This is a genomic window from Echinicola arenosa (assembly GCF_014841125.1).
Taxonomy (GTDB): domain Bacteria; phylum Bacteroidota; class Bacteroidia; order Cytophagales; family Cyclobacteriaceae; genus Echinicola; species Echinicola arenosa.
Map to the genome: position 1 here is coordinate 39,212 of NZ_JACYTQ010000002.1, position 26,975 is coordinate 66,186.

Genomic DNA, 26,975 nt, shown 5'->3' on the forward strand with positions numbered 1-26,975 from the left:
TTAGTTTTGTCCCCAACCTTTGTGTAATCTAAAACCTTCTGCTAAAGGTTCAAGGCTGACCTTTAGGCTAAAAACATGCGAATAGGGAGTTTCAGAAACACCACCTATATCTGTCAACGCATAGTCTATATAAGCTTTTTCATTGAGAAATACCCCCAATCCAAAACTGGGCTTTAAGGCCAAAGATTTTTGTCCGTCAAAATCTTTGATGTATTGGAAGTTGCTGACCCCTCCCCTAAGATAGGCCACATTCTTATACCCAAACTCCAAACCCAACTTAGGGTCGATACTCATGACACGGGTACTGATCAAGGTATTTCGCTCTCCATCAAAGGTCATGTCCAAATCCAGCACTGCTTCGGCAGTCAGCAATTCCTGAATATTCACCGATCGGGAAATGCTAAAGACAGCTCTTGGCAGGGTCAACTCCACAGTATTTAAGGGCACTTCATTATTGGTTGCTGCATAGATTTCCCTGACCATTTCTGCATTATGGGACCAAGCATTAAAGGTGGTGGTGATATCTCTGAGCATCACCCCTATCCTCCACTCATCCAACAGCAGTATTCCTCCCAGGTCAAAGCCGAAGCCCCAGGCCTTGGCAAACTTCCCTACGTTTCTGTGAATGATCTTGGTATTGATCCCTGCTTTGAAAACGTCACTGACATCCCGGGCATATGATAAAAGCAAGGCATAATCCGCTGCATTGAAAAACTGGATATTGTCATAATTGACCGCACCATTGGCGTCATATAAAAAACGGGTGTCCGGAATATCGTCCACTCCGAAGCGGATCAAGGAAATCGCTATTTGATTGTCTTGTTCTATGTTGGTGGAAAACCCTGCATAATCATACTTGGCTATTCCTGCAAAGTACTCCGCATGCATCAAAGAAAATTCATATTGGTGTTTGATCCCCAACAAAGCTGCGGGATTCCAATAGGCCGCTGTCACATCATTTGTACTGGAAACCTGCGCACCTCCCATGCCTAAAGCCCTGGCTCCTACCCCTATATTCATAAATTCGTTAGAGTACTTGGGAGCAATTCCCTGCGCCATACCCTTCCCAAACACCAAAAGAAATATGAGTCCCAAAAAATACCGATAAAGACCTTTTTTTCTGTTCTTTTCCACCTGTGCAAAGTAAAAAATAAATTATAATAAACGAATACCGAACAATTAAATTATACCTTACATTACTTTTTCGACACTGTTCATAACCGTACAAACCATGTTCATTCGATATACACCTTTAATCCATTTTGACTAGGGTTCACTTGTTTTTAAAAAAATATTTTACATTTTTTCACATGGTTCAAGCGCACCCAAAAACGACACAAACCACTATTTAACAATAACTTACAACACAAACCCTATATAAGAAGTATCCTTCCCTTACAAGGAAATAGGTATAACAAGGTAGCTTCTTTAACTTTGGTATTATTTTTCGGTATAGGATGGGTGAAGTTAAACAGATCATGCACGGGCATGAGTAAAGCAATGATGAAACCTTAATCACTCTAGATTCATCTTCACTAAAATTAAATTAGATGAAAGCATCAAACACACAGGTACAAATGCGAAAAGGAATTTTAGAATTCTGCATTTTGCACATCATAGCGAGAGGGGAAGTATATGCCTCCGATATGATCGAAGAGCTCACAGAAGCTAAGCTGATTGTGGTGGAAGGCACCTTGTACCCTTTGCTAAACCGGCTAAAAACTGCTGCTTTAGTATCCTATAAATGGGTCGAATCCGAATCCGGTCCGCCAAGAAAGTACTACTCCATCACCCAAGAAGGAAGTGAATTCCTAAACAAGCTGAACGGGACATGGGACGACTTGGTCAAATCCACCACATTAATCACTTCCAAAAAATAAGATCATGAAAAAAACTATCAGCATAAATATCAGCGGTATCCTTTTTCATATCGAGGAGGATGGCTACGATAACTTGAAGAAATACCTGGAGGCTATCAACAAGCACTTCTCGCACTATGAGGACAACCAGGAGATCATCAAAGACATTGAAAATAGGATTGCAGAGATATTCCTTAGCAACCTAAAAAACAATAAGCAGGTTATTTCTGCGGAAAACGTGGATAAACTTATCGAAAAGATGGGTACCATTGCCGATTTCAAGGCAGTAGAAGAAGAGAAGGAGCCTGACGCTAAACTGCACCATGAAGAGGAAAACGAAAATGGGGACAGCGAATTCTATAAATACATTACCCCTCCAAACCAAGAAGCTGGCAAAGGCTATAAAAAGCTTACCCGCCTAGAGAGAAGCAAAATCCTGGGCGGTGTCTGTGCCGGGCTGGCCCATTATTTGGCCATCGACCCTTTGTGGACCCGATTGGTAGCGATTCTCCTTCTTTTCAGTGGGGAATTTTCACTCAGGAACTTTGATTTCTTCCCTTGGGACTGGAACATTTCCTTGTCCCTAGGTTGGTGGGCCGTGCTTGCTTACATTGTGTTGTGGGTGATTCTTCCGGTATCCTATGATGAACCTGAAGACAAGCAAATCAAAAAACTATACCGAAACCCTGATGACAGGGTAATCGGTGGCGTATCCAGTGGCTTGGCTGCCTATTTCAATATAGAAGTGCTTTGGGCCAGACTTGCTTTCGTCGGATTGATCTTTGCGGGTGGGGCAGGCTTTGTGATTTACCTGATCCTCTGGATCATCACACCACTGGCCAAGTCCATTACTGAGCGGATCAAAATGAAAGGTGGGGAAATCACCTTGAGCAATATCGAAAGTACCATTATTGAAAACCGCCAGATTCCTGAAATGCCTCAACCCAAGCAGCATCAAAAGGCTTGGCTGGCCCCCTTCAGATTTCTTGGAAATATCATTAATGAGCTGGGAAAGGCCTTAGGCCCACTCGGAAAGTTCATCATTGATGTTATAAGGGTGGCATTTGGACTGATCATTTTCTTTATCGGATTGGTCATCACCTTGACACCGCTTGCTTTCCTAGGGGCCTATTTCGAATTCTTTACCAATGATAGCTTCAAGTACATGATCGACAATATCCCTGTGGAAATGTTATCCGAGCTACTTCCTGTATGGCTGGCCCTTGCAGCGAGTGTAACAGTGCTGATTCCGGGAATTGTGATCACCCTATTGGGCATCAGTGTGCTGATCAGAAGAAGCCTGATTGACTCGAGGTTTGGCTTGGTAACTTTTGGGATTTGGTTGCTCAGCATCATGGTTTGCGCGTTCCAGATTCCTAAGACCATTGCCCAATTCAAGAATGAAGGCACTTATACCAAAGAATCAGTTATTGATATACCTGACAGTATTGTAGTGATAGAAGCCACCAAAAGAGAAAGTGAATTCAATGAACTGGGCTTGGTACATGTGGAGCTCAAAGGTACGGAAGACAGCACGCTGATGTTGGAACAGAAATTCCAATCCCAAGGTAGAAGCCTGGATGATGCAGTCAACAATGCCAAATCCATCCAATACGAATACATGGTGGTGGATTCTGTCATTTCCTTCAATAGGTCTTTGGAATTCTCATCCATGGCCAAATTCAGGGGGCAAAACTTAAGGCAGACCTTATACATCCCCTATAACAAGCCCTTCGTGATGGATAAGTCTTTACTTTCTATCATAAGAAACACCATTTACTCCAATGGCTACAAGTTGAAAGATGTTACTTCCAATAACTATTGGGTGTTCAATGAAGATGGCTTGCTATGCTTGACCTGTACTAGCGAGCATAAAACGAGTGAGGCCGACAGCCTCTCCAGGGTCCAGTTTAAAGACCAAGTGTTCATGAAAGAATAGACTTAAATATGCGTTAATTTGATTTTAGAAAAGCAAGGGTGGCTCATCCTTGCTTTTTCTTTTTTAGCTACTTTTTGACTATCTTTTTACAAACAATAAACCATTATGGACATCAGGGTTAAATTTTTGGGAGGTGCACAATCTGTCACCGGGTCCCGGTATCTTCTTGAAATCGACACCACTAAGATACTTGTGGATTGCGGCTTATTTCAGGGAATCAAAGAACTCCGAAAGCGCAACTGGGACAGTTTTCCAATCGATCCAGCCGAAATTGAAATGGTCTTGCTTACCCATGCCCATATTGATCACTCTGGCTACCTACCCAAACTGGTCAAAGAAGGCTTTAGGGGCCAGATTATTCTGACAGAACCTAGCCTCGATCTGGTCAAAATACTATTGACTGATGCAGGAAAGCTCCAAGAAGAAGAAGCGGATTATGCCCAAAGGAAAGGGTATTCCAGTCATGAAAAACCTGAACCACTGTATACCAAAGAAGATGCAGAGGCTGTGTTTGACCTGCTTCATCCTATCCAATTTGATGAGGAAGTCAGTCTAACCGACCGTATCACACTCACTGCTTATAATGCTGGTCATATCTTAGGAGCTTCTATTTTGAAGTTGCGTGTCCGGGGGGAGCACCAAACAAAAACCATTGTTTTCTCTGGAGATCTTGGAAGGTATAATGACCCCATCTTGAACCCTCCTATTGGCTTACCTAAAGCAGATATCTTGTTTATAGAATCTACATATGGCAATAGGCTCCATGAAACCAGTGCCCCCGAGGAATTACTTGCCAAAGCCATCAATGACACTTATCAAAAAGGTGGAGTGGCTGTCATCCCTTCTTTTGCTGTCGGCCGTACCCAACTGATCCTATACTACCTCTTCAGGTTGCAGCAAAAAAGTAAAATTCCACAGATCCCCATTTATGTGGACAGCCCAATGGCCATCGATGTCACCAAACTGTATAAAAACTACCTGAAGTATCACCGCTTAGGACCATCATTGCAGGAAGAACATGCCAACCCTTTTGCCCATAAAAACCTGCATTATTATCAAAGTCAAGAGTCTTCCATGTCCCTAAACAACCTCCGAGGTGATGCCATTATTATCTCCGCCAGTGGCATGGCGACTGGTGGCAGGATTTTACATCACCTTTATAATCGCCTTCCCAATGAACAGGACAGTATCATATTCGTAGGCTACCAAGCAGAAGGTACCCGAGGAAGAAAAATATTGGATGGGGAAAAATATTCAAGAATGTATGGCCTCGACATAGAAGTCAAAGCTGATATTTATTATATCAACGGACTTAGTGCCCATGCCGATCAAAACGAATTGATCAAATGGGCAGACTGCATTGCGGACAAGCCCAAAATGACCTTTGTCATTCATGGAGAAATAGAAGCAGCAACCGTGTTTGCACATAAGCTAGAGGAACTTTTCGACTGGAATACCATGGTTCCCAATTACCTTGAATCAGTAGAAATTTTTCAGGGTATTTGATTGGCACAAAATGTGATGGATCGAAAGCAACTTTTACTTTAACTTAATAAGAACTACCATGAAAACCCATTCCATTTTGAAGTCTTTTACCTTTTCATTTTTATTGCTAGGAATAGCACTCTTGATCTATGGCTGCAAAGCGCAGCGAGTAGACACCCAAGGCATTGTCGGCCAAGTGTACTGGGTGGAAGGCAATTTGATGCCCACCATCACTGAAGATAATTCTACTGTCCCTGAAAAGCCGGAAAGAGAAAAAGTAAAAAGAACCATCAGGGTGTATGAGCGTACCCATATCAATCAAGCCACTATGGGAGATGTGCTGTTTAAAGCTATTGAAACCCCTATGATTGCAGAAATAGAGACAGAAGAAGACGGAAGTTTTATCATAGGACTTGCTCCCGGCAGTTACTCAATCTTTACCGTAGAAGAAGACGGTTACTTTGCCAATATCTATGATCTCGATAGTTATATCCAACCTATCGAAGTGCATGATGGAGAATGGACGAGCACCGAAATACTCATCAATTATAAAGCCGTTTATTAGACTAATTTACCATCCACTAGACTTCAAGCACTCCCGACCCAGGAGTGCTTTTTTTATTTATAACACAATTTTTCTTCTTTTTTTTCGATAAGGCGTGCAACCCTTTTTGTGTAACTTGTATCTACCTTATTGAAAGCCAAACAATATGTTTATCAGAAAGACTTTTACAACAGAAGCTGACATCATAAAAGGTTGCCTCCAGGGAAATAGAAATGCCCAGAAGCACCTGTATGATCAGTATGCTGGAAAGTTTTTGGCCATCTGCCGCCGATACATTAAAGACCGTGATCTGGCGGAAGATGTCATGATAGAAGGCTTTATGAAGATCTTTGAAAAATTGACTCAGTACGAAAGTAAGGGAAGTTTCGAAGGGTGGATGAAAAGAATCATCGTAACCCAATCACTACTGACCTTGAGAAAAAACCAAAAACTTTCCATGGAGGTCAACCTGGAGCATCACCTGGAAGCGGGTATGCCACATTATGAGTTTGTGGACATGGAAGCCAATGAGTTGATGGAAATGATCCAAGAGTTACCTGTTGGATACAAGACAGTTTTCAACCTCTATGCCATAGAAGGTTACTCCCATGCTGAGGTCAGTGACTTATTGGGAATTTCGGAAAACACTTCCAAATCCCAATTGAGCAGGGCAAGGGCCTTGTTGAAAGAAAAGATCACCCAAATACAATCAAAAGAAAGGAGCATCAATGGATAAGCAAAAACACCCAATCGACGAACTTTTTAGCCAAAAGCTAAGAGAACATCAAGAAAAGCCAAGCGCTTTGGCTTGGGAAAAGCTGGAATCCCAATTTGGACCTGCTAAAAACACAGCCAAGTGGGTTTGGATGAGGGCGGCGGCTGTTTTCCTTGCCGTTTTTGCCTTGACCTATATACTCTGGGATCAGTCAGAAACCATTAAAACCAATAAGGGACCCGAACTTGCCCAGCAAGATATCCAAACCAGTCCTGCTGATACAAATGCAAAGGATCAAACAGAAGAGACCATAACCACTTCCGAAAGTATTTTAAATACTACAACAGAAAATGAAACTGATCAAGTGGATAAGAAAAGTATTCCGCCAACAATAATAGAAAACAAAAAACAGCCGGTTCGCAAAATCCAAAAAGAGGAGAATGTACCTCAGGCATCTTTGGTCGCAGAGAAAGTAACGCCGGTAGCAGTGCCTGATCCAAGTAATAACGTAAAGGAGTTGGTTCCTGAATTGGAGGTGCCCGAAGTAAAAATGGAAGAGCTGATTGCTGAAAACTCCCCGACTGCTCCTTCTGAAATTCAGGAAGCTGTTGCTTACAAAGTCAGCATCAAGTCCAATGGATTGACTGAAAAACCTAAGAAAGAAAATATTGTCGAAGAGATCGGAGACAAAATCAATACCCTAGGTGGATTATTGGGCAAAGTAGACCAAGGATATGCAGACCTGCAGGATGCAAAAAACAATCTCTTTGCTTCATTGATTACCAAAAAAGACAGAAACTAAGCATTAACTTTAATTTCAATAAGATGAAAAGATATTTGTTGGCCGTCATTTTTATGGCCCTGATACAGACCGCCTTTGGTTACGACAGCACCTCAGTGGCTGCTAAAGACAGCATCATCGTAGAATATGGACATTCCGGAAAGATCGTGATCCTTGTCGATAACAAAGAAGACTTCCAAAAACTAAAAGCACTGGATGTCAATCAGATCATCCGGGAATTGGACTTGGAGTTGGACGAAGAAAGCGGGGAGCTTACCGTAGTGGAAATCAAAGACAAAGATGGTAAAGGAAAAGAAATCGTCCGCGTAGAAGAAGGGGGAGCAGAAACTGCTGTATCTGTAGGCCGCCTCAAAGTGATCGTCGATGAGTCTGGTCCAAACACGCAGGTGCGTATTGAAAAGCGAAAAAAAGTAGAGCCTCCTTTCAGAACCTATTTCAATGTAGATCTGGGCATCAACAATTACCTGCGTGAAGGTGGTGGCTTCCCGACCTCAGATGACCCTTATGCAGTGAAAGGCTGGGGAAGCTGGAATGTAGGACTTAATTGGATGGCCAGCCAACGATTATCCAAAGGATTCTACTGGGATTTCGGCCTAGGGGTACAGTGGTACAATTTTAAATTTGAAAACCGGGACTACCAGGCTGTGAGGGGTGATGAAAGCGTAGAATTTATCCAAAGAACGGATGTGGATGGCTTCAAAAGTAAAGTATCTGCCTCTTATATCACCGCCATGACGCTCTTAAAATTGGATTTCGGCAGGATGAATGACAATGGCGAAAAAGGACTTAAAATCGCCGCAGGACCCTATTTTGGTTACAGAGTAGGTGGAAGGAGCAAATATGTTTACCGTGAACTTGATGGTTCTGGAAGACATAAGGACAAGTTAAACACAGGCATCTACCTTAACAATGTGAGATATGGCATTCGCGGAGAAATTGGCGTTGGCAGGGTAACTTTCTTCTCAACATACGACCTTAATGAGCTCTTCCAAGATGAAAAAGGTCCTGCATTGAATCCAATTGTTTTTGGACTGGTGTTTTAATCATCAACAGGGAGCCCATCCCTGTATTTTAAAAATGACTTTGACATGAAAAAACTGATTTATACCATCGGGCTGATATTATGCGCATCCTCTCTTTCCATGGCCCAAGAGACTGTAAGAGATAATGATATTAAAAAGACCAAAGAATTCATGCTTTTTGGAAGTGAGTGGAAATATGAAAAGTACCATGATGCAAGCTGGAGTCTGACGACAAAAGGCACCAATACTGATATCGAGATCAGTGATGACAAAAACCGTCGGCACAGGTCTTCCCTGCACTTTGACCTAGGGATCAACTCTTGGGTCAATGACAACTCTGCCCCTACTGTTAAAGCATGGGGAAGCTGGAATGTGGCCATCAATTACCAACACCAATATAAGCTTTCCGATCACTTCTCTTTGATCCCCAGCTTGGGCGTAAGTTGGTATAACTTCAAATTAGAGGACAAAGACCTTATTGCTCTGAAAACCAGTGAGGGGATAGTTTTCGAAGAGTATGAAGATGGTGAAGGCACAAAGTCAAAAATTGCAGCCTCCTTTCTCAATTTAAGTTTCATCCCTACTTTCCACAGTGCCAATCAGCGCTTAGGCGTTGGCTTAGGCCCTTATGTGGGTTATAGAGTGGGTGGTAGGGGTAAATTCGTTTACGATGACGAAGATGGAAAATCCCATAAAATTATTGAGAATTCAAACATGTATGTCAACAACATCAGGTACGGGGGAAGACTGACTGTAACTGTAAGCAATGTGGACTTTTACGTAAATTACGACCTCAATGAGCTTTTCCAACAAGACAAAGGGCCGAAGGTAAACGCCCTTAGCTTCGGTTTGATTTTATAAAATTATCAGAGCAGGATTACAATCTTTCCAACATTCATAACCAAGAACAGTATGAAAACATTGACCAATACACTAAGGATAGCTTTCCTCTTCCTTTTTTTAGGAATAGCTTCCTCCTACGGACAATCGAAAATTCAGAAGAGTTTCGAGAACATCAGCAAACTTGAAATTCAAGGTGGTAGCATAGAAATCAGCTACGAAGGTAACAGTTCCCAATCCGACATACAGGTGGAAGCAGATATGGGAAGTACAGAAAATGCGGATAAAAACCTGATATTTATTACGGTAGGCAACACATTGAAAATATCCTATCAAACTCCTTCCAACAGCTGGAAGAGCAATGACAGGGGTAAAAAATATGTACATATTTCCGGTCCTAAAAACATAGAACTTAGCGCAAGCAATTCCTCAGGAAAATTACATGTCAAGGGAGTATCTTCACCTAGCATTGACCTAAAGGCCAGCTCGGGAATGATCTTAGTCGAGGATATTGAAGGGGAGCTTAATTTGGCAGGTTCTTCTGGTAAGGTTGAAGCCAGAAATATTTCTGGTGAAGTAAACTGTAAAATGACCAGTGGTATTATGGAATTGGAATACATCAAAGGCAATACCAACTTAAGCTCTAGTAGCGGGAAGATCAAAGCCCAACATATTTCCGGGGAACTGAATGTTAAAATCACCTCAGGGAGTGTGGATCTTGAAGACATCTCCACATTGGGAGAGCTAAAGCTTTCTTCAGGAATGATGAGTGCAAAAAAAGTAGGCTTTGGTCCAAACACCTCATTTATGGGATCTTCAGGTGCTTTCAAAATCAAAGCCGCAGCTATGCTTGACCAATATAATTATGACATGAGCGCAGGAAGCGGAATGGTAAAGGTAGGTAAAATGTCCTCTAGTGACCACTTGGTAATCGACCATGATGCCGATCATACCATTATCGGAAAGATTGGATCGGGCATGATCTCCATTGAAGAATATTGACAAAAAAATCCCCGGAAATCTATAGATTTCCGGGGATTTTTTTATTCTTCTCTTCGGCCGAAATCCACCACAGTTTGCAGGTCTTCTCCTTTTAACTTCAGAAGCCTGATAATCCTATCAGGAGTGGGCTTGCCCAAGGAAACAAAAACCAAGGTCACTGCATAAAGCACGGTAAAACCAGCATTTTGATATATCAGAAGCCCTATGGCACACAAAAAACCTGACGCAAACAATTGCCAAAACCTGGTCATGGTCATATTACTGTATCTTTCCAGTTTTGCTTCCAAGGGCATTAACGGGTTTCTTAACTTTTTCAATCCTTGATTGAAGTTCACAAAGCTGATCAGTAGCAAAGCTGAAACCAACCCCAGCAACACCGGCTTTAAGGCATCTGGCAAACTAGGGATGTCCAGGTCCATATTACTGCTGGTTGTATACAGGTAGGCAAATGCGAAAGCGGGCAAAGGAATGGCAATCAAGATGAGTACATTCCTTTCCAATACCCTAAAATTCTTTTTCAGCATATTCATCAGCTTATCCGATATCTACTTTGACATCTTCTGAGGTAGGGTGAGAAACACAGCAAAGAATGTAACCTTCTTTCTTTTCGTTTTCACTTAGTCCTGCATCTTGTTCCATGCTTACCTCTCCACTGGTCAGCCTGCCCCTACAAGCTGTACAAAGCCCACTTTGACAGCTATAGGGCATATCATGTCCTTCGTCCAAGCCTGCTTCCAGGATGGTCTTCCCAGGAGGTACTTCAAAAGTATAGGTCTCCCCTTCGAGATTGATACTTACCTCACGTGTCAAAGCTGTTTGGCCCTCGGATTTTTCTTTAGCGGCTTCTTCCGCCTCATCAGAGGAAGATGTATAGAAGCTCTCCCTATGGATAGAATCATGAGAAACGTCCATTTTCAACAGTGCTTCCACACTCGCTTCCATTAATCCTTCTGGACCACATAGAAAATACAGTTCTTTTTCGGCTTCTGAATAATGTTTTGTCTTCAACACATCTTCTATCACACTTTCATTTAGCCGGCCCTTAAAACCTGACCATTCTTCTGATGGCTGGGAAAGGATATGCACCACTTCAAATCGGCCTTCATATTTCTTGGTCAAATCCTGAATCTGCTGATCAAAGATGATTTGATCTTCCGATCGGTTACAATAAATCAAAGTCACCTTAGACTGTGGTTCATTGACCAAAACGGACTTACCAATCCCTATAATCGGTGTAATACCACTTCCTCCTGCAATCATAATGAAGTGGTTTTTGTTCTTCGAATGAAAATCAGTAGTAAAGTGGCCTAGGGGTTTCATCACCTCTATGGTCTTTCCGGGCTTAATATTTTCATTGAGAAAATTGGACACCACGCCACCGTCAATCCTCTTTACCGTGATACCGGGATGTGGGTCTAAATATGGAGAGGTACAAAGGCTATAAGACCTTCTTTCTTCCTTCCCGTTTACCTCTAATATCAAGGTCAAAAATTGACCCGGCTGATATTCCAAGTATGGTTCTGGCTGCTCAAAATATATACTGACTGCATCAGGAGTTTCCTTCACCACCTCTCTGACTTTCAGCGATAAATATTGACCTCCTCTTTTCTTCTCTTCTTTATTTTTTTTGAATAGGCTAAATAACATTCCTCTTTGAATTTTATCCTGTATTGTTATTTGGCTTCAAAATTAAGGCCGATTTTTTTAAAATCCCCCTAATCCTAAAGTTAAAATCCTTTATACAACATATTATTCAAAAAGATGTTCCCAAAAGCGGAACAATAGATCAGTTCAAACCATACATCTAACATTGATAAGCGCGTTTTGTACCTATATAGATCACTGCACGGATATTTTTTTTTCACGGCTTTGTAGCGTTTTTACATAAGCTTACGTTTCGAGAACAAAAGCAGAAAAAGAAAGAGAAGTAATAGATTAAACCAACATGATTATGTTAACCGGAGTAAACAAAAACAAAATGCTTATGAATTGGAAGAGAACACTTGGACTCTTTTTCCTAGCCCTATCACCTTTAGTGATTACCAGCTGTTTGGATGATGAAGATGCAGCAGACATTCCTCCTGTCGCTTACGTGGCTTACTACCATGGATCACCTGAAACGGGAGCTGTCAGTATCTATGCGGACGGAAGACTATATAACACCAATAACTTTGAGTATACTGACTTCTTTACTTATGGAAATTATTATACGGGTGAGAGAAACCTTTCATTCAAAAACAGGAATGCGGCCAATTCATTGTTGGACACAGCCGTAACGCTCAATGAGAACCAACCCTACACTTTCTTCTTTATTGATGGAGAAGAGTCAGCCATGGAAACGGTCATAGCTGAGGATAACTGGGATGAACCTTCTGAGGGTAAAGCCATGATCAGATTGGTGCACTTATCTCCTGATGCTCCAGCAGTAAATCTTGTTGTAAATGATGATGAAGCAGCAACATTCTCCAATCAGGAATACAAAAATGTTACTGATTTCGTAGAAATAGATGCGGAACTTACTTCCTTTAACATCACCAATGCGACAACAGGCGAAGTAATCTTGACGGCTGAAGACCTTGACCTTCGCACACAAAGAATCTATACCGTTATTGTAAGAGGTTACGCAGCTCCTGAAGAGGCCTCTTCTTCTATCGATGACCTAAGCTTGCAAGTCATCAGGAACTATCCGAATTATTAAAAATTATTCCAACTATTGTTCATAAGCACAGGGGTAGGTTGTCCAAGGGACAGCCTACCCTTTTTCGTTTGAGCCAGTATAACAAGCCTTTGAATGAAAATAAAACCAAATAAGGGGGCTTTTACGTTATAAAAAATTATTTTTGCAGCGTCATTCAATTTCAAACAGAAGTTATCATGAATTTAAATACGCTGACCGCTGTATCCTCTGTAGATGGAAGGTATGGAAGTAAAACAGCCCCTCTAAGAGCCTTTTTTTCTGAATATGCCCTAATCAAATATAGAGTACGGGTTGAGGTGGAATATTTCATTGCCTTATGCGAAATGCCTTTACCTCAGCTAAAGGGCATCTCCAAAGATCTTTTCCCAAAACTCCGTGCCATAGTAGATAACTTTTCAGAATCAGATGCAGAGGCCATCAAAGAAATAGAAAAGACTACCAACCATGATGTGAAAGCGGTGGAGTATTTTTTGAAAAATGAGTTTGACAAGCTGGGACTGGAAGCCCAAAAAGAGTTCATCCATTTCGGGTTGACTTCTCAAGACATCAACAACACTTCTACGCCTCTTATGCTGAAAGAAGGTTTGGCAGAGGTTATACTTCCTTGCTTAAACGAAGTTATCAGCAAACTCAAAAGCCAAGTCGAAGAATGGAAGGATATCTCCATGCTCGCCAAGACCCACGGACAGCCTGCTTCTCCTACCCGTTTAGGAAAAGAGTTCCAAGTGTTTGTCACGAGACTTGAAAACCAACTGGCCCTTTTGGAACAAGTTCCCCATTCAGCCAAATTCGGTGGAGCTACCGGAAATATGAACGCCCATAAGGTGGCCTATCCTGAACTGGAGTGGACTGCTTTTGCTAACAATTTTGTGACGCAATATTTAGGCTTAGAAAGAAGTTTCCCAACCACGCAGATTGAACATTATGACAACCTTGCTGCTCTATTTGATGGTCTAAAGCGTATCAATACCATTTTGCTGGACCTCTCGAAGGACGTTTGGCAATATGTCAGCATGAACTACTTTAAGCAAAAAATCAAAGCAGGTGAAATTGGTTCTTCAGCTATGCCCCATAAGGTCAACCCTATTGACTTTGAAAATGCAGAAGGTAACTTGGGCATTGCCAATGCCTTGTTGGAGCACCTGGCGGCCAAACTCCCTATCAGTAGGCTTCAAAGAGACCTTACAGATAGTACGGTATTGCGCGTAATCGGTGTGCCATTGGCCCATATGTTGATTTCATTTGAGTCCTTGAAAAAAGGTTTGGGCAAATTGGAGCTTAACCAAGCGGCGATTGAGGCGGATTTGGAAGAAAACTGGGCTGTAGTGGCAGAAGCCATCCAGACTGTCCTCAGAAGAGAGGCATATCCTAAACCGTATGAAGCATTAAAAGAACTTACCAGAACCAATTCCAAAATCACCGAACAATCTATTAAGGAGTTTATTGAAACTTTAAATGTTTCGGATGAGATCAAAGCAGAATTGAGGGTAATTTCTCCATTCAACTACACTGGCTTGTAATAATTATAGGATTTAAAAGAAAGAGGCTTTCCCTGAAGCATTAAGTTACAAGGAAAGCCTCTTTTTATTTTATCAGTTTCTTAGGCAAAAAAATCTCCGCCAACATGCAGCGTACACTACCTCCCCCGACTTTTTCGATGGTTGGGATTTCCGGGATAATCACCTCTGTATATTTTTCAATAATCTGCTTTTGCCCTGCTTTCAAACTTTTATAAGCTGTCCTTGACATTACGGTAAACTTCTTCCCTTTGTCATTATGCAATTCCAGCATGTTACCTGCAAAAGCAAACTTTTGTGGAATAGTAATGGGTACAATTTTCTTTCCATTCTTTTCCAGACTTTCCTTGATCTTCATCTTTTCGGCTTTTCGCTCGACACTGTCCAAGCAAACTACTGCCAACTGCGTCCCAATGTGCATCATCACATTAGTATGATAGATAGGGATTTTCTCTTTTTGCAGCACTTGTACAGCCGAAAACTCTATAATTTCATATCCCATCAACTGTTCAAAATAATGTAAGGGAACTAGATGGGTTCTTTCTGAAATACATGCATAGGCCAATTGATATTGTCTATCCAGCACCAAACTCCCTGTACTTTCCAGAAATTGACCATCATCCTCAAAAAATGTAAGATCTACAATTTCCTCTACCTTATACCCCTCTTTAGAAAGTACATCAACCAGGTCTTTTCTTCTTTCCTTTCTCCTGTTTTCTGATAGCATGGGATATAGGAGCAATCGACCATCCTGGTGGGTGCTGAACCAATTATTGGGAAAAATAGCGTCTGGCTTAGTTGGCCTTTCACTATCCTCCATAACTATGATGTGAATGCCCTTTGATTTGAGCTGTTCCACGACCCCATCAAACTCCTTCAATGCTAAATCTTGCAGCTCCTTCTCATCTCTTCGGTCAGATTGTTGGTATAAATTGTCCTCGGCTGTCTCTGGATTAAACCCAAAAGCTGCCGGCCTTACCATCAATACCGTTGAAGTTGTTTGTAATGCCATCTTTTCATTTTATCCCAAAACACAATCGCCCCTCTTTATCGAAAGTGTAAAGTTACAAAACAACAGCTTTCTAGCTTATTGTTTTTTATAGTACTGGTATAAAATTGGTTTGATCCGGAATCGCTCTTCACTTAATGAAAAATAGCTGTTTCCATTTTTGGCAAACCCAATCGCTTCACCCTGAGGTTCTGGCACATAAGGCAATTGAACGGGGTTTCGTGATAGGGCTTCAGCTAGGCTCTCTCCTTCATTTCTTTCCCAATGATAAACCACCCAATAGTTTTTGATGATGATCTCCTTGCCATCTGGAGAAATATCTCCTCCAACGGACATGGTAATAGGCAGTTTCTCTATTTTTTCAAGTTCCAGTTCTTCCTGCTCTCTCAACTGATCTACTGGAGCACGGTATAAAATATTACTGGAATCCCTCTTACTAACTATATAAACATCACCGTTCCATGGATCTACCATGAGTGTTTCAGCGTCCTTAGCTCCATCAGGATAAATTAGTTTGATCACCTCAGGCTCTACCTCCACTTCTGATTCATCAGCATTCGGTTCCTCAAACCTTAATAGTTTGATGGAATGATATTGAGCTTCATTATCTCCTATTTCTCCGACATAAATATAAGACTTTCCTTCATCTCCACCTGGCCCTACTGCGATATCCTCCCAATCCCTATTGTGAGTATTCAACAGCTTAATTTTACCGATAGAGTTCCCCATTGAATCAAGCTTATAGATAATAGGTTCTCCTCCGCTATCATTATGGGTATATAGCAAATTATCATACGTTCTGGAAGCGGCTATGCCACTGGCTTCGTTTAGAAGTTTTGGGTCAACTTGTCCTCTTTCCTTGCCGCTATAATACAAGGAATCCTGAACTTGTGGATTAATTCTGACTTCATACTTGTTGTAGATTTTCTCTGACAATAAATAGGGCATCAATGAAGCCAAAAAGGTCAGTTTCAGAATGATGTGGAAAATAAATTTCATAAGCCAGCATTAGCAAAAGAAAGACCAATGAATAACAGGAACACGGGATTTAATGTTAAAAAAGCCTAAAAAAAGTGGTCCGCCAAGGCGAACCACTTTCGAATAAACCGTTTATTAAAATCTAATCTGCTTTTTCTTTTTTCTGTACTGTAATCGTCAGCTCATCCCCTTTACCGGAATAGTCTGCCTTGATCACATCCCCTTCGGACAGCTCACCACGAAGAATTTCCTCAGCAATAGCATCTTCCAGGTATTTCTGGATTGCCCTGTTTAGTGGTCTTGCACCATATTGCTGATCATATCCTTTGTCGGACAAGAAGTCCTTGGCTTTATCAGAAAGTTCAATTTTGTAACCTAAATCAGTAATTCTACTGAAGAGTTTTTCCAAACTGATATCGATGATTTTGTGAATATCCTTTTTATCCAAGGAGTTAAAGACCACTACATCGTCAAGTCTGTTCAAGAATTCTGGACTGAATGCTTTTTTCAAAGCACTTTGGATAGTTGACTTCATCACTTCATCCATGTTCTCTTCCTTGGCTTTAGAGGCAAATCCGATTCCTGAACCGAAATCTTTCAAATCCCTCACACCAATATTGGAAGTCATGATAATCACTGTATTTCTAAAGTCCACTCTTCTGCCCAAACCATCAGTAAGGATACCATCGTCCAACACTTGTAATAATAAGTTGAATACATCAGGGTGAGCCTTCTCTATCTCGTCCAATAAGACTACTGAATAAGGCTTTCTACGAACCTTTTCAGTCAGCTGTCCACCTTCTTCATATCCGACATAACCCGGAGGCGCTCCTACCAAACGGGATACGCTGAATTTCTCCATATACTCGGACATGTCGATACGTACCAATGAATCTTCTTTATCGAACAAATAAGTAGCCAGCGTTTTTGCCAACTCTGTTTTACCAACTCCTGTTGGGCCAAGGAAAATAAATGACCCAATTGGTTTTTTAGGATCTTTCAAACCTACTCTTGTACGTTGAATGGCTTTGGTTAGCTTCTTGATCGCGTCGCTTTGGCCAATAACCTTACCCTGCAATTCATTACCCATGTTTAACAACTTGCTGCCCTCATTTTGCGCAATTCGCTTGGCAGGAATGCCTGTCATCATGGCAATAACCTCAGCCACATTGTCTTCCTCTACTGTGTATCGCTTGGTTTTGCTTTCTTCTTCCCACTTGGCTTTCGCATTTTCCAACTGTTCCAGTAGTTTTTTCTCGCGGTCTCTTAACTGGGCAGCCTCTTCATACTTCTGACTTTTGACTACCCTGTTTTTCTCAACTTTGATATTTTCTACCTCTTCTTCCAACTTTAGGATTTCGTCTGGCACATGGATATTGTTGATATGTACACGGGCACCCGCTTCATCCAAGATGTCAATTGCCTTATCCGGTAAGAATCGATCTGAAATGTATCGATCTGAAAGTTTCACACATGCATCTATGGCCTCAGGGGTATAGTTTACATTGTGGTGATCTTCATATTTGTCCTTAATGTTGTTTAGTATCTGGATGGTTTCTTCTGGTGAAGTGGCATCTACCATCACCATCTGGAACCTTCTGGCCAAAGCACCATCTTTTTCGATGTATTGTCTGTACTCATCCAAAGTAGTCGCACCGATGCATTGGATTTCTCCACGGGCCAAAGCAGGCTTGAACATGTTGGACGCATCCAACGAACCGCTTGCTCCTCCTGCACCGACAATAGTGTGCAACTCATCAATAAAGAGAATCACATTTGGAGATTTTTCCAACTCGTTCATCACCGCTTTCATCCTCTCCTCAAACTGACCTCTGTACTTGGTTCCAGCCACTAAAGAAGCAAGGTCCAAAGTCACCACTCGCTTGTTAAAAAGCACTCTGGAAACTTTCTTCTGAACTATTCTTAAAGCCAAACCTTCCGCGATGGCAGTTTTTCCCACGCCAGGTTCCCCGATAAGAATAGGGTTGTTTTTCTTTCTCCTGGAAAGAATTTGGGCAACTCGCTCAATTTCTTTTTCCCTACCAATGATAGGATCCAGTTTATCATCTTCTGCCATTCGGGTAAGATCTCTACCAAAATTATCCAAAACAGGAGTTCTGGACTTTTCTGTCGAACCTTTTCCTCCACCACTGGAAGAACCACCGGACGAACCAAATAATTTGCTGCTTTCCTCATCTGTATCATCCGCCTCTGCACCTGAGCGAGGGGTCTGATCAGTTTGGAACTCTAACATTTCTTTTACGGTATCATAAGTGGTATCGAATTTATGCAGAATCTGGGTAGCAATATTGTCTTCATCCCTAAGGATCGACAATAATAAATGTTCCGTTCCGATAAGTTGGCTTTTAAATATTTTAGCTTCCAAGTAAGTAATCTTCAATACTTTTTCAGATTGCCTTGTCAATGGAATATTGGCCAAGTTTTTTACATTATGGTTGGCCGTCCCTTTGACCGCACGCTCCACAGAGTTGCGAAGCTCATCCAAAGGCACTCCTAATTTCTTTAATATGGAAACAGCGACACCCTCCCCTTCACGGATCATGCCCAGTAAGAGATGTTCGGTCCCAATGTAATCGTGTCCCAGACGCAAAGCTTCTTCACGACTTAGAGAGATCACCTCTTTCACTCTATTTGAAAATTTTGCTTCCATTTAGTTCCTTTCTGAATTGTGAATAATTCTATACTTAATTTTACCGAATTTGTTTTAAAAACACAATTCTTTTAAAGATTGTTCAGTTGTTTTTTTTGGATCTTGCAATAACCTCTTTAGCCAGAGGGCCTTCGCAAAACAACAAATCGATAATACTTAAATTCGGTACAAAGTCTGAGCCAAATAATTGGTGATAGGGGCTGGGGTAATATATTTCTCTGGACTCAAATGCCTCCTTTGCAACGATTTTACTTCTTAGGTCTACCCCCGTGGGCTTATTGGTGTAGTTGGATGTTAGGGTAATTCTTGTCTTGAACTTTAAGAGTTTCAGACAAAGTGTCAGTAATTCGAGATTGAAATCAAACAAATTGTCAACTTCTTTCTGAAATACATCCTCAAAATACGGAAAAAAATATTCAAAAAAAGGAGCCTTCCCATAAGCACTTTTGATCCCTCTTAGATGAACATTCTTCCATTTTTGGTGATAATCGATCTTTATCTTACTATATTTTACTTTTTTGTTACCTCCAACTACAGGTATACTGAGTGTCTCCACCTTATTGGCCAAACGAACCAACGACCTATTTCTGTATGTCTGCTTCTGATAATTGTCATGCGCTTCCAGCCTTAATTCATCAAAATCCTGTACGACTACAAAAAACTCGATTGGCGGCAAGTAAAACAAATCAGCTAAAATCACTTTATTTTCCATGCCCAAAAATAATCAAATCATGCCAGCCTCCACCTGATTCCTTCAATCTTACAGCATTTCCTCCAAATCACCTTGCCCCTGCCTTACCACTTCGATATCTCCCCCTGTACAATCCACCACTGTGGAAGCGACATTGTTTCCATACCCTCCATCAATCACCACATCTACCAAATCCCGATATTTCTCATAGATCAATTCAGGATCTGTACTGTATTCCAATACATCATCTTCATCTCTTATGGAAGTTGTCACTATGGGCTGCCCTAGCTCCTTAACCAATATACGAGGAATACTATGGTCGGGGATTCGAATTCCCACAGTTTTCTTTTTACTATGCAGCAATTTGGGCACATTATTATTGGCATCCAATATAAACGTGAACGGCCCCGGCAAGGCTTTTTTCATTACCTTAAACACTGGTGTACTCAGCGCCCGGGTATATTCTGCAATATTGCTAAGGTCATAGCAGATAAAACTAAAATTCTGTTTCTGAGGCTTCACCCCTTTGATCAAGCAGATTCGCTCTATCGCCTTTTGATTATAGATATCGCATCCAATACCATAAATGGTATCCGTTGGATAAATGATAACCCCTCCTTTCCTCAGCACATCAACCACTTGATTTACTTGGCGGGGGTTTGGGTTTTCAGGGTAAATTTTAATCAGCTCTGCAGGCATAACATTCAATTAAAATAAAAGCGTTAAACTAAACTAAAACAAATCAAGGGCCAAAACACGGCATTTTAATCTCTATACATTTCCTTCTTGAAAGTCTGAAGACTTAAAAATACCTTTTAATTTTATTTAGCTATTTTTGCCCAAAGCTAAAACCTGAGCCGTTTATTATCTTATGATCACAAAAAAGAATCAAAAATATTACATGGTAGGAATGGTGGCCTTTTCCGTATTGGTTTCCTCCTTTGTTTTTTACTTCTACCAAGTATTCTTCAGTCCTAACACCCTAACAGAAACTGACCAAGCAGCTGTATTGTATATTCCGAGTAATGCTACTTTCCAACAAGTTTCTGACAGTCTCACCCATAATGAAATCATCACTGATGTCATTTCTTTTAGCTTTGTAGCCAAAATGATGAAATATCAGGAGAATGTCAAACCTGGACGCTACACCATCGAACCTAAATTGTCCAATAAAGAACTGGTCACCTTGCTTCGATCAGGAAAACAAACACCTATCAACCTGACATTCAACAACATCAGAACTAAGGAAGATTTAGCTGAGAAAATCAGTAAAAATCTAGAAATCAGAGAAGATCAATTTCTCGAATTAATCCGTGACAGCTTATACATTCGGAAATTTGACTTCAACGAGGAGACCATTATGAGCATGTTTATACCCGATACCTATGAGGTATATTGGGACATGACTCCGGAACAACTCTTTGACCGCATGTACAGGGAATACAACAAATTCTGGACCGATGACCAGAAGGCGAAAGCGGAAACCTTGAACATGAGTCCAGTGGAAGTTTCCACGTTAGCATCCATTGTACAAGCGGAAACAGCCAAAAAAGATGAAAGGGCCAAAATAGCAGGTGTATATATCAACAGGCTACAAAGGAATATACCTTTACAGGCTGATCCTACTTTGGTCTTTGCCTTGGGAGACTTCAGCATCAAACGTGTCCTGAATGTACATAAGGAGATCGATAGTCCCTATAACACTTACATGTATGCAGGTTTACCTCCAGGACCAATCAACCTCCCTGACAAATCTTCTTTGAATGCCGTATTAAATTATCAGGAACACAATTACCTTTACTTCTGTGCCAAAGAAGATTTCTCTGGTTACCATGTGTTCTCTACCAATCTCCGGGACCATTTAAACCAAGCAAGGAAATACCAAAACGCATTGAACGCCGCGAAAGTATTTTAATATGTTTACAGCTGAAACCCAAGTACGTGTAAGGTATGCCGAAACAGATCAGATGGGCTATGTATATTACGGCAATTATGCTATGTATTTTGAAGTGGCCAGAGTGGAGTCCATGCGCCAAATCGGCTTTTCCTATAAAAGAATGGAAGACGAGGGTGTCATGATGCCTGTTTTGGAAAATCACAATAGTTATATCAAAGCAGGCAAATATGATGAGCTTTTGACCATTAAAACCATCATCAAGGAAATGCCTGGCATCAAAATCAGGTTTGATTACGAAATAATGAATGAGACCAAAGAACTGATCCATAAAGGGTATACCATATTGACTTTCATAAAAAAAGACAACTACAGACCGTGTAGACCTCCCAAGGATTTGTTAGATTTATTAAAAGCTTACTTTTAGAGATACAGCACTGATGGTCAAAAAGAAAGTGCATGATATATTGGAAAGGCTGGACAAGCAAGCCCAAAAGCTTCGATGCATCCACCTCAAGAACCCTAATCAGAACCTTTACGATGTTGGGAAAATCTTTATTCACCAACTGAAAAAAGATGAAATTGATGACCGTGCCAATGCGGTGGCCTTTAACTTTACGGTAGCCCTCTTTCCATTGATTCTATTTTTGCTGAACATGCTTCCCTTTGTGGAAATCTTTTTCCCGGAAGTCACTCCTGAAAACATCCTTATTTTTATTAAGGAAGTAATGCCTCCTCCTTTGTATGAAGGCACCGAAGCCACCATTCGGGACATCATCAGCAGACCCAGACAAGGCATGCTTTCCTTTGGATTCTTTTTAGCACTTTATCTCTCTACCAACGGCGTTGTGTCTCTGATGAGTGCGTTTAACGCCTGCTATAGAACCAAAGAAAACCGAGGCTTCTTTCAAACCAGGGCTATTGCTGTCACCATTATTCTCATTTTGGTTTTGGATATTTGTGCTGCTGTACTAACTATGATTCTTGGCAATAAAACATTAACCCTGCTCACAGAATACGGTGTTGTCTCCAACAATATCCTATATTACCTTATTACCTCCCTCAGGTTCTTTGTTCTCCTGGTGCTCTTTATGGTGGCCACTGCATTCATCTTCCGAATTGCTCCTGCTGTCCATGACAAGTGGCATTTCTTCTCCATAGGGTCTACCACTGCAGGTCTATTGATTACTTTGGGGTTCTACCTCTTCTCTTTTTATTTGAATAATTTCGCCAGCTACAATAAATTATATGGTTCCATCGGCACCTTGATTGCACTAATGCTCTGGTTGCTGATTACCTCCTTTATCATTTTGATCTGCTTCGAGATCAATGTAAGCTTGGACAAAGCCGCCGAGGGAAAAAGATATTCAAAAATTTAGTCGCCCAAAACCAGTGAGTTAGGAAAAATAAAATATTTTTATCAAGCCAAGTATTGCAAATATCAAACTAAGCCGTACCTTTGCAAACCGTAAGACAAACATAAACGTCTTCAAAAAATACGCATCAGACCCAGAGGAGTGGCAGAGTGGTCGAATGCGGCGGTCTTGAAAACCGTTGTACCGCGAGGTACCGGGGGTTCGAATCCCTCCTCCTCTGCACTAAAAAGCTAGGCATAAAGCCTGGCTTTTTTCGTTTGGAGTCGTCGGGGCTACCCTGCTTGCTGGCCCCTCGTTAAAACAGTCCACCGGACTGTTTCTTAACACTCGGTCCTCTCCTCCTCTGAAAGACAAAACTTAATATTCTGAAATAGTGATATTTAGCGTTTTTTTTTATTTTTAGATCAGTAGCGAATTTAGTAGCGATTTTATCTGATTTTTGGATCATAGAGCGTCACATTAGCATTTCTTTCCTAAAGCAAGTTCAAACTCTAGTACAATTCGTACTGTACGAGGGATACAAGCTGTATGAAGTGTACGATTCGCAAAAACTAAATTTTGGTGAAGGAAGATTATGGGAATAAAATAGTTGACTCATTTGTCGGAAAAGCATGAAATTCCTTTTGAATTTCTAGGTATTGAATTTTCAAGGATACTTGATGTATTTTCAAAAAAACCTGAGGGTCGTCAAATTTATTGAGTCGCCCAGTTATGAAATATTGGAATACAGAATGAGTATAAGATCTATTACTTTAAAACTTCATATATCATCCTACAAACTAAAACTCTCGCTTCAAGTCAATGTCATAGGAGAAAAAGTCCGTGGCATAATAGACCACATTATACTCCACAGGCCTATCCCCTTGATCTAAGACAATTCTTTCTCTTTTCAATACAGGATCTCCTTTTTTGATATCAAGTGCTTTCGCAATTTTGCTGGATGCGGCTACTGCTTTGAGTTTTTCCTTGGAGATGGCCACAATCACATGAAATTCCTTTTCCAACATCTCATAGAGAGGCTGGTAAAAATCTTCCTTCCCCGTCAAGCCTATCCTAGGATGGAAAAATGAAGTACTGTAGAGATACTTCGCGTCTTTCGCACCTCTCACCCTTTCCATACAGCACAATACTGTCTCTGTAGAAAGATTTAAGGCTTTTAATATTCTTTCCTCCGGCAATTCGAATCCCACTTTCACAGAATACTCCACTACCTCAATCCCCTTATCCTTCATTTCTTTGGTAAAGGAGATCCACTGATCTAGCCTTGTGGAGATATTCTGACTAATGACTTTGGAACCTACTCCCCTCTTCCTTTCCACCAGCCCTTCCTGCACGAGCTTATCAATAGCCTGCCTGACGGTATTCCTAGATATACCAAACCGCTTAGCCAAACTTTCCTCTTTGGGCAAAAAGGACTCTCCCGATGCATATTCCTTTATTCGAATAAGTTCTCTTAGGTATTTTTCTACCTGTACATGGTAAGGAATAGAACTTTTGAGATCTACTCTAAAATCTTTAATCTGCATGTTTCACTTTTAAAGTTATTCGAAGTAAAGTATACAGACATATCTCCGACATTACTTTACATTTCTCCTGAATCATACTATTTCTTTAAATTCGAGATGCATTTTTCCAGCACCTTTAATAATGAGGCAGGCATTTTAAAACCCAACTTATGATTCTACAATATGATTTTTTTTCAGTATACTCGCAAAACCAGTAAGGATTTTAGATACATCATTTTGATAAACATACCAATTCCCCTCTGTATCATTGGATCTACGATTTATTTAAACTTTAAAGCACTTCCAGTTTCAGACCTTTTGAGCACCCGGTGAGAAATGGAAATTATTACAGCAGAGACAATCAGTACAATAAACCCTTCATTCACGGTAAAGCTTTTCTGCACCAATCCCATAAGCAAAGGAACAATCGCCCCGCCAATAATTGCCATGGTCATCAAACCGGAGATTTCATTACTTCTGGACGGTCTTTTATTGATTGTCAAAGCAAAGATCAAGGGAAACAGATTAGCTGATGCTAACCCTACTAGGACTATAAATGCCAGGGAGGTAAATAGGCTGGAAGAGAAAATCAACCCCAAGAAAAACAATACTGTAAGTAAACTAGACCATTTTAGAAATTTCAGATGGCTCATTTTATTGAGAATAATTGCACCTACAAACCGGCTCACCATCAAGGAGAAAAAATAAAGACTAATCCCTAGGGAGGAATCTTCCAGACTCAAACCATAGTTGGAGACGAGCAATCCTTGAATGTTGGTATTCATGCCTACATCTATTCCTACTATCAGGAAAATCGAAAGCACCATAAATGCAATCAAGGGATCTCCAAGTAATGCAAAACATTTTCTGAAACTGGTCGCATCTGCCTTGAATTTCTCATTCACCACCGTCTTACTAAGCCACGCAGCTGTCAGGATAGAGATCAAACCGTATGCAAGGAACACATTCTTCCAGTCCCCGGCAAACGTCACCATAAATGCTACAATAAGAGGCCCCAACAAGGAACTGATAGCCTTCACAAATTGCGAGATACTCAACAGGCTTGGATACTTTCCTTCAGAAACCACCTCCCTCAGCAGCGGGTTGGAAGACACTTGGATGAAGGTGTTCCCTATTCCCAACAATACAAATGAGAAGAGAAAAACAGGATAGGTATAGCTGACAAATGGCGTAAACATCCCTACTGCAGTTGCAGCAATTCCAATTAGCAGTGTATTCTTTTTCCCAATCTTATTCTGTAACAGGCTTACAGGAATGGAAAGAATAAAAAACCACACAAACACCATTGATGGAATCAGTTGTGCAAGTGTGGGAGTCAAATTGAAATCTTTCTGGGCAAATCCTGTGGAGACGCCCACGATGTCCACAAACCCCATCACGATATAGCTCAGGAGAATTGGTGCGATTGATTTATAGTTTATTTTCGCTTTATTGGTCTGATGCATCACATTTCCTCGATTAGATCTGACAATTCCCCAAAATATTCATCACCCATTAATAATGCCCCGCTGATCAAATCCGCCTGATCCATCATTCCTGACAGGTGTATCTCAGCTATCGGCAACTCAGCTATCAACTGTTCTTTGAAGTTCTCAAAAGCATTGGAAATATTACCGCCCAATACCAAAAACTCTGCCCCAAATTCCTCTATAAAAGGAGCCAAAAATCTCCCCAGATCCCGACTACACAACTGGAAGGTTTCTCTAACTTTGATATAGTCAGTAGCCAGTTGGTAGATTTCCAATGCATTGGCTGCAAATTCCCTACTTACTTGATAATAAAGATAAAGTAAACCTTTGGTCGGAAACAACTCACCAGCCTTCACTCCATCTATCGATTGATCGTATAAAAAGCCTCCTTTAGGAACCAAAGGATCGGAAAATACCGGCTTGCGGTTAACAATAAACGAAGCTATAAGACCGGTACCTAACGTAATTGCCAAGCATCTGTCAAATGATTTGACTTTGCCAATCATAGATACAGCAATGGCAAAAACTGATGCATCATTGATAAATCTCACCTGAGAAACATCCATTTCCAACCAGGTAGCCAATTCATTTTTAACATTCATGTCGTAGAGACATTCATATTTATTAACACCTTTGATTTGAATAATCTCTTCATAGTAATCAGAAGGTCCCGGAATGGCCATTCCAGCACCTAGTACATTACTCAGAACATATGATGAGATGGTTTTGCTGATCGCTTCGCTCCACACACCCAATATCCTCTCAGCCTCCCAGTTGGGATTTACAGAACAGGTACTTCTGGAATCCAAAATCAACTTCTGATCTCTGACTTTATAGTGGCATACCATAAAATGACTCCCTCCTATATCCATACCGACCTGAATCATTTTAAATCCAGCTTTAAAACCATTGAGTATTCCTTCATATCCGATATAATT

The 26,975-nt window shown here is 41.0% G+C and carries 25 protein-coding genes and 1 tRNA gene; 15 read left to right on the forward strand and 11 right to left on the reverse strand.

Annotation, left to right across the window (positions count from 1 at the left end):
- Positions 1 to 1,134, reverse strand: coding sequence for a putative type IX sorting system protein PorV2 (locus IFO69_RS05085; RefSeq protein WP_449390407.1), 1,134 nt, complete (start codon positions 1,132 to 1,134; stop codon positions 1 to 3).
- A 416-nt stretch (positions 1,135 to 1,550) separates the two neighbouring features.
- Between IFO69_RS05085 and IFO69_RS05090 the strand changes: the two genes are divergently transcribed.
- The 9 genes from IFO69_RS05090 (at position 1,551) to IFO69_RS05130 (ending at position 10,208) form a co-directional block, all read left to right on the forward strand.
- Entirely contained in the window at positions 1,551 to 1,880 is a 330-nt protein-coding gene (locus IFO69_RS05090; RefSeq protein ID WP_192009010.1) for a PadR family transcriptional regulator, read from the forward strand.
- A 4-nt stretch (positions 1,881 to 1,884) separates the two neighbouring features.
- A complete protein-coding gene (locus tag IFO69_RS05095) occupies positions 1,885 to 3,798 on the forward strand; it encodes a PspC domain-containing protein (RefSeq protein ID WP_192009011.1) in 1,914 nt (637 codons plus the stop codon).
- A 105-nt stretch (positions 3,799 to 3,903) separates the two neighbouring features.
- Complete coding sequence (locus tag IFO69_RS05100) at positions 3,904 to 5,304, forward strand: MBL fold metallo-hydrolase RNA specificity domain-containing protein (protein WP_192009012.1); 1,401 nt, start codon at positions 3,904 to 3,906, stop codon at positions 5,302 to 5,304.
- Between the two features lie 58 nt (positions 5,305 to 5,362).
- Positions 5,363 to 5,848, forward strand: a complete 486-nt coding sequence (locus IFO69_RS05105) for a carboxypeptidase regulatory-like domain-containing protein (protein WP_192009013.1) — start codon at positions 5,363 to 5,365, stop codon at positions 5,846 to 5,848.
- Between the two features lie 145 nt (positions 5,849 to 5,993).
- Entirely contained in the window at positions 5,994 to 6,563 is a 570-nt protein-coding gene (locus IFO69_RS05110) for an RNA polymerase sigma factor (RefSeq protein ID WP_192009014.1), read from the forward strand.
- Positions 6,556 to 7,344: a hypothetical protein gene (locus IFO69_RS05115; RefSeq protein WP_192009015.1), complete on the forward strand. Its 789-nt coding sequence runs from the start codon at positions 6,556 to 6,558 to the stop codon at positions 7,342 to 7,344. The genes IFO69_RS05110 and IFO69_RS05115 overlap by 8 nt, the downstream gene beginning before the upstream one ends.
- Before the next feature lie 23 nt (positions 7,345 to 7,367).
- Positions 7,368 to 8,387, forward strand: a complete 1,020-nt coding sequence (locus tag IFO69_RS05120) for a porin family protein (RefSeq protein ID WP_192009016.1) — start codon at positions 7,368 to 7,370, stop codon at positions 8,385 to 8,387.
- A gap of 45 nt (positions 8,388 to 8,432) precedes the next feature.
- Positions 8,433 to 9,227 carry a porin family protein gene (locus IFO69_RS05125; protein ID WP_192009017.1) on the forward strand — a complete coding sequence of 265 codons (795 nt, stop codon included), beginning with the start codon at positions 8,433 to 8,435 and terminating at the stop codon, positions 9,225 to 9,227.
- A gap of 51 nt (positions 9,228 to 9,278) precedes the next feature.
- Entirely contained in the window at positions 9,279 to 10,208 is a 930-nt protein-coding gene (locus IFO69_RS05130; protein ID WP_192009018.1) for a DUF4097 family beta strand repeat-containing protein, read from the forward strand.
- 41 nt (positions 10,209 to 10,249) lie between these two features.
- On the opposite strand, the gene IFO69_RS05135 is transcribed toward IFO69_RS05130, so the two are convergent.
- On the reverse strand, positions 10,250 to 10,732 hold the full coding sequence (locus tag IFO69_RS05135; RefSeq protein WP_225444007.1) for a hypothetical protein: 483 nt from the start codon (positions 10,730 to 10,732) through the stop codon (positions 10,250 to 10,252).
- Positions 10,733 to 10,742: 10 nt separating this feature from the next.
- Complete coding sequence (locus IFO69_RS05140; RefSeq protein WP_192009020.1) at positions 10,743 to 11,855, reverse strand: ferredoxin--NADP reductase; 1,113 nt, start codon at positions 11,853 to 11,855, stop codon at positions 10,743 to 10,745.
- 337 nt (positions 11,856 to 12,192) lie between these two features.
- Between IFO69_RS05140 and IFO69_RS05145 the strand changes: the two genes are divergently transcribed.
- Both IFO69_RS05145 and purB read left to right on the forward strand, forming a co-directional pair.
- The gene (locus IFO69_RS05145) at positions 12,193 to 12,906 is read left to right on the forward strand and encodes a DUF4397 domain-containing protein (protein ID WP_225444008.1); all 714 of its coding nucleotides are present in this window, start codon (positions 12,193 to 12,195) and stop codon (positions 12,904 to 12,906) included.
- Between the two features lie 176 nt (positions 12,907 to 13,082).
- A complete protein-coding gene (gene purB / locus IFO69_RS05150) occupies positions 13,083 to 14,426 on the forward strand; it encodes an adenylosuccinate lyase (protein ID WP_192009022.1) in 1,344 nt (447 codons plus the stop codon).
- 64 nt (positions 14,427 to 14,490) lie between these two features.
- Here purB and ctlX read toward each other — a convergent pair whose 3' ends face one another.
- The 5 genes from ctlX to IFO69_RS05175 form a co-directional block, all read right to left on the reverse strand.
- Positions 14,491 to 15,435, reverse strand: coding sequence for a citrulline utilization hydrolase CtlX (ctlX, locus tag IFO69_RS05155; RefSeq protein WP_192009023.1), 945 nt, complete (start codon positions 15,433 to 15,435; stop codon positions 14,491 to 14,493).
- Positions 15,436 to 15,510: 75 nt separating this feature from the next.
- Positions 15,511 to 16,431, reverse strand: coding sequence for a hypothetical protein (locus tag IFO69_RS05160; RefSeq protein ID WP_192009024.1), 921 nt, complete (start codon positions 16,429 to 16,431; stop codon positions 15,511 to 15,513).
- Between the two features lie 121 nt (positions 16,432 to 16,552).
- Positions 16,553 to 19,081: an ATP-dependent Clp protease ATP-binding subunit gene (locus tag IFO69_RS05165; protein ID WP_192009025.1), complete on the reverse strand. Its 2,529-nt coding sequence runs from the start codon at positions 19,079 to 19,081 to the stop codon at positions 16,553 to 16,555.
- Between the two features lie 82 nt (positions 19,082 to 19,163).
- Positions 19,164 to 19,793, reverse strand: coding sequence for a WbqC family protein (locus IFO69_RS05170; RefSeq protein WP_192009026.1), 630 nt, complete (start codon positions 19,791 to 19,793; stop codon positions 19,164 to 19,166).
- 48 nt (positions 19,794 to 19,841) lie between these two features.
- Positions 19,842 to 20,471: an L-threonylcarbamoyladenylate synthase gene (locus tag IFO69_RS05175; RefSeq protein ID WP_192009027.1), complete on the reverse strand. Its 630-nt coding sequence runs from the start codon at positions 20,469 to 20,471 to the stop codon at positions 19,842 to 19,844.
- Positions 20,472 to 20,643: 172 nt separating this feature from the next.
- Between IFO69_RS05175 and mltG the strand changes: the two genes are divergently transcribed.
- The 4 genes from mltG to IFO69_RS05195 all read left to right on the forward strand — a co-directional run bounded on the left by mltG (position 20,644) and on the right by IFO69_RS05195 (position 23,262).
- Entirely contained in the window at positions 20,644 to 21,687 is a 1,044-nt protein-coding gene (mltG, locus tag IFO69_RS05180; protein ID WP_192009028.1) for an endolytic transglycosylase MltG, read from the forward strand.
- A gap of 1 nt (position 21,688) precedes the next feature.
- Positions 21,689 to 22,093: an acyl-CoA thioesterase gene (locus IFO69_RS05185; RefSeq protein ID WP_192009029.1), complete on the forward strand. Its 405-nt coding sequence runs from the start codon at positions 21,689 to 21,691 to the stop codon at positions 22,091 to 22,093.
- Between the two features lie 13 nt (positions 22,094 to 22,106).
- Positions 22,107 to 23,045 carry a YihY/virulence factor BrkB family protein gene (locus IFO69_RS05190; protein WP_192009030.1) on the forward strand — a complete coding sequence of 313 codons (939 nt, stop codon included), beginning with the start codon at positions 22,107 to 22,109 and terminating at the stop codon, positions 23,043 to 23,045.
- 132 nt (positions 23,046 to 23,177) lie between these two features.
- A tRNA-Ser gene (locus IFO69_RS05195) sits at positions 23,178 to 23,262 on the forward strand.
- 559 nt (positions 23,263 to 23,821) lie between these two features.
- On the opposite strand, the gene IFO69_RS05200 is transcribed toward IFO69_RS05195, so the two are convergent.
- From IFO69_RS05200 to IFO69_RS05210, 3 genes are all read right to left on the reverse strand, one after another.
- On the reverse strand, positions 23,822 to 24,568 hold the full coding sequence (locus IFO69_RS05200; protein WP_192009031.1) for a GntR family transcriptional regulator: 747 nt from the start codon (positions 24,566 to 24,568) through the stop codon (positions 23,822 to 23,824).
- Positions 24,569 to 24,828: 260 nt separating this feature from the next.
- Positions 24,829 to 26,013 carry an MFS transporter gene (locus tag IFO69_RS05205; protein ID WP_192009032.1) on the reverse strand — a complete coding sequence of 395 codons (1,185 nt, stop codon included), beginning with the start codon at positions 26,011 to 26,013 and terminating at the stop codon, positions 24,829 to 24,831.
- Positions 26,013 to 26,924 (reverse strand): ROK family protein, encoded by a 912-nt coding sequence (locus IFO69_RS05210; RefSeq protein ID WP_192009033.1) that lies wholly within the window; start codon positions 26,922 to 26,924, stop codon positions 26,013 to 26,015. Before IFO69_RS05210 ends, IFO69_RS05205 begins: the two co-directional genes overlap by 1 nt.
- Between the last annotated feature and the right edge of the window lie 51 nt (positions 26,925 to 26,975).

What these genes read in the sequence shown, in the direction of transcription:
- IFO69_RS05110 (WP_192009014.1), top strand. Translation starts at nt 5,994, where the DNA reads ATGTTTATCAGAAAGACTTTTACAACAGAAGCTGACATCATAAAAGGT.
- IFO69_RS05105 (WP_192009013.1), top strand. Translation starts at nt 5,363, where the DNA reads ATGAAAACCCATTCCATTTTGAAGTCTTTTACCTTTTCATTTTTATTG.
- IFO69_RS05200 (WP_192009031.1), bottom strand. Translation starts at nt 24,568, where the DNA reads ATGCAGATTAAAGATTTTAGAGTAGATCTCAAAAGTTCTATTCCTTAC.
- IFO69_RS05170 (WP_192009026.1), bottom strand. Translation starts at nt 19,793, where the DNA reads ATGGAAAATAAAGTGATTTTAGCTGATTTGTTTTACTTGCCGCCAATC.
- IFO69_RS05210 (WP_192009033.1), bottom strand. Translation starts at nt 26,924, where the DNA reads ATGATTCAGGTCGGTATGGATATAGGAGGGAGTCATTTTATGGTATGC.
- IFO69_RS05185 (WP_192009029.1), top strand. Translation starts at nt 21,689, where the DNA reads ATGTTTACAGCTGAAACCCAAGTACGTGTAAGGTATGCCGAAACAGAT.
- IFO69_RS05100 (WP_192009012.1), top strand. Translation starts at nt 3,904, where the DNA reads ATGGACATCAGGGTTAAATTTTTGGGAGGTGCACAATCTGTCACCGGG.
- mltG (WP_192009028.1), top strand. Translation starts at nt 20,644, where the DNA reads ATGATCACAAAAAAGAATCAAAAATATTACATGGTAGGAATGGTGGCC.
- IFO69_RS05190 (WP_192009030.1), top strand. Translation starts at nt 22,107, where the DNA reads ATGGTCAAAAAGAAAGTGCATGATATATTGGAAAGGCTGGACAAGCAA.
- purB (WP_192009022.1), top strand. Translation starts at nt 13,083, where the DNA reads ATGAATTTAAATACGCTGACCGCTGTATCCTCTGTAGATGGAAGGTAT.
- IFO69_RS05205 (WP_192009032.1), bottom strand. Translation starts at nt 26,013, where the DNA reads ATGCATCAGACCAATAAAGCGAAAATAAACTATAAATCAATCGCACCA.
- IFO69_RS05145 (WP_225444008.1), top strand. Translation starts at nt 12,193, where the DNA reads ATGAATTGGAAGAGAACACTTGGACTCTTTTTCCTAGCCCTATCACCT.
- IFO69_RS05120 (WP_192009016.1), top strand. Translation starts at nt 7,368, where the DNA reads ATGAAAAGATATTTGTTGGCCGTCATTTTTATGGCCCTGATACAGACC.
- IFO69_RS05165 (WP_192009025.1), bottom strand. Translation starts at nt 19,081, where the DNA reads ATGGAAGCAAAATTTTCAAATAGAGTGAAAGAGGTGATCTCTCTAAGT.
- IFO69_RS05135 (WP_225444007.1), bottom strand. Translation starts at nt 10,732, where the DNA reads ATGCTGAAAAAGAATTTTAGGGTATTGGAAAGGAATGTACTCATCTTG.
- IFO69_RS05125 (WP_192009017.1), top strand. Translation starts at nt 8,433, where the DNA reads ATGAAAAAACTGATTTATACCATCGGGCTGATATTATGCGCATCCTCT.
- IFO69_RS05095 (WP_192009011.1), top strand. Translation starts at nt 1,885, where the DNA reads ATGAAAAAAACTATCAGCATAAATATCAGCGGTATCCTTTTTCATATC.
- IFO69_RS05160 (WP_192009024.1), bottom strand. Translation starts at nt 16,431, where the DNA reads ATGAAATTTATTTTCCACATCATTCTGAAACTGACCTTTTTGGCTTCA.
- IFO69_RS05115 (WP_192009015.1), top strand. Translation starts at nt 6,556, where the DNA reads ATGGATAAGCAAAAACACCCAATCGACGAACTTTTTAGCCAAAAGCTA.
- ctlX (WP_192009023.1), bottom strand. Translation starts at nt 15,435, where the DNA reads ATGGCATTACAAACAACTTCAACGGTATTGATGGTAAGGCCGGCAGCT.
- IFO69_RS05090 (WP_192009010.1), top strand. Translation starts at nt 1,551, where the DNA reads ATGAAAGCATCAAACACACAGGTACAAATGCGAAAAGGAATTTTAGAA.
- IFO69_RS05140 (WP_192009020.1), bottom strand. Translation starts at nt 11,855, where the DNA reads ATGTTATTTAGCCTATTCAAAAAAAATAAAGAAGAGAAGAAAAGAGGA.
- IFO69_RS05130 (WP_192009018.1), top strand. Translation starts at nt 9,279, where the DNA reads ATGAAAACATTGACCAATACACTAAGGATAGCTTTCCTCTTCCTTTTT.
- IFO69_RS05175 (WP_192009027.1), bottom strand. Translation starts at nt 20,471, where the DNA reads ATGCCTGCAGAGCTGATTAAAATTTACCCTGAAAACCCAAACCCCCGC.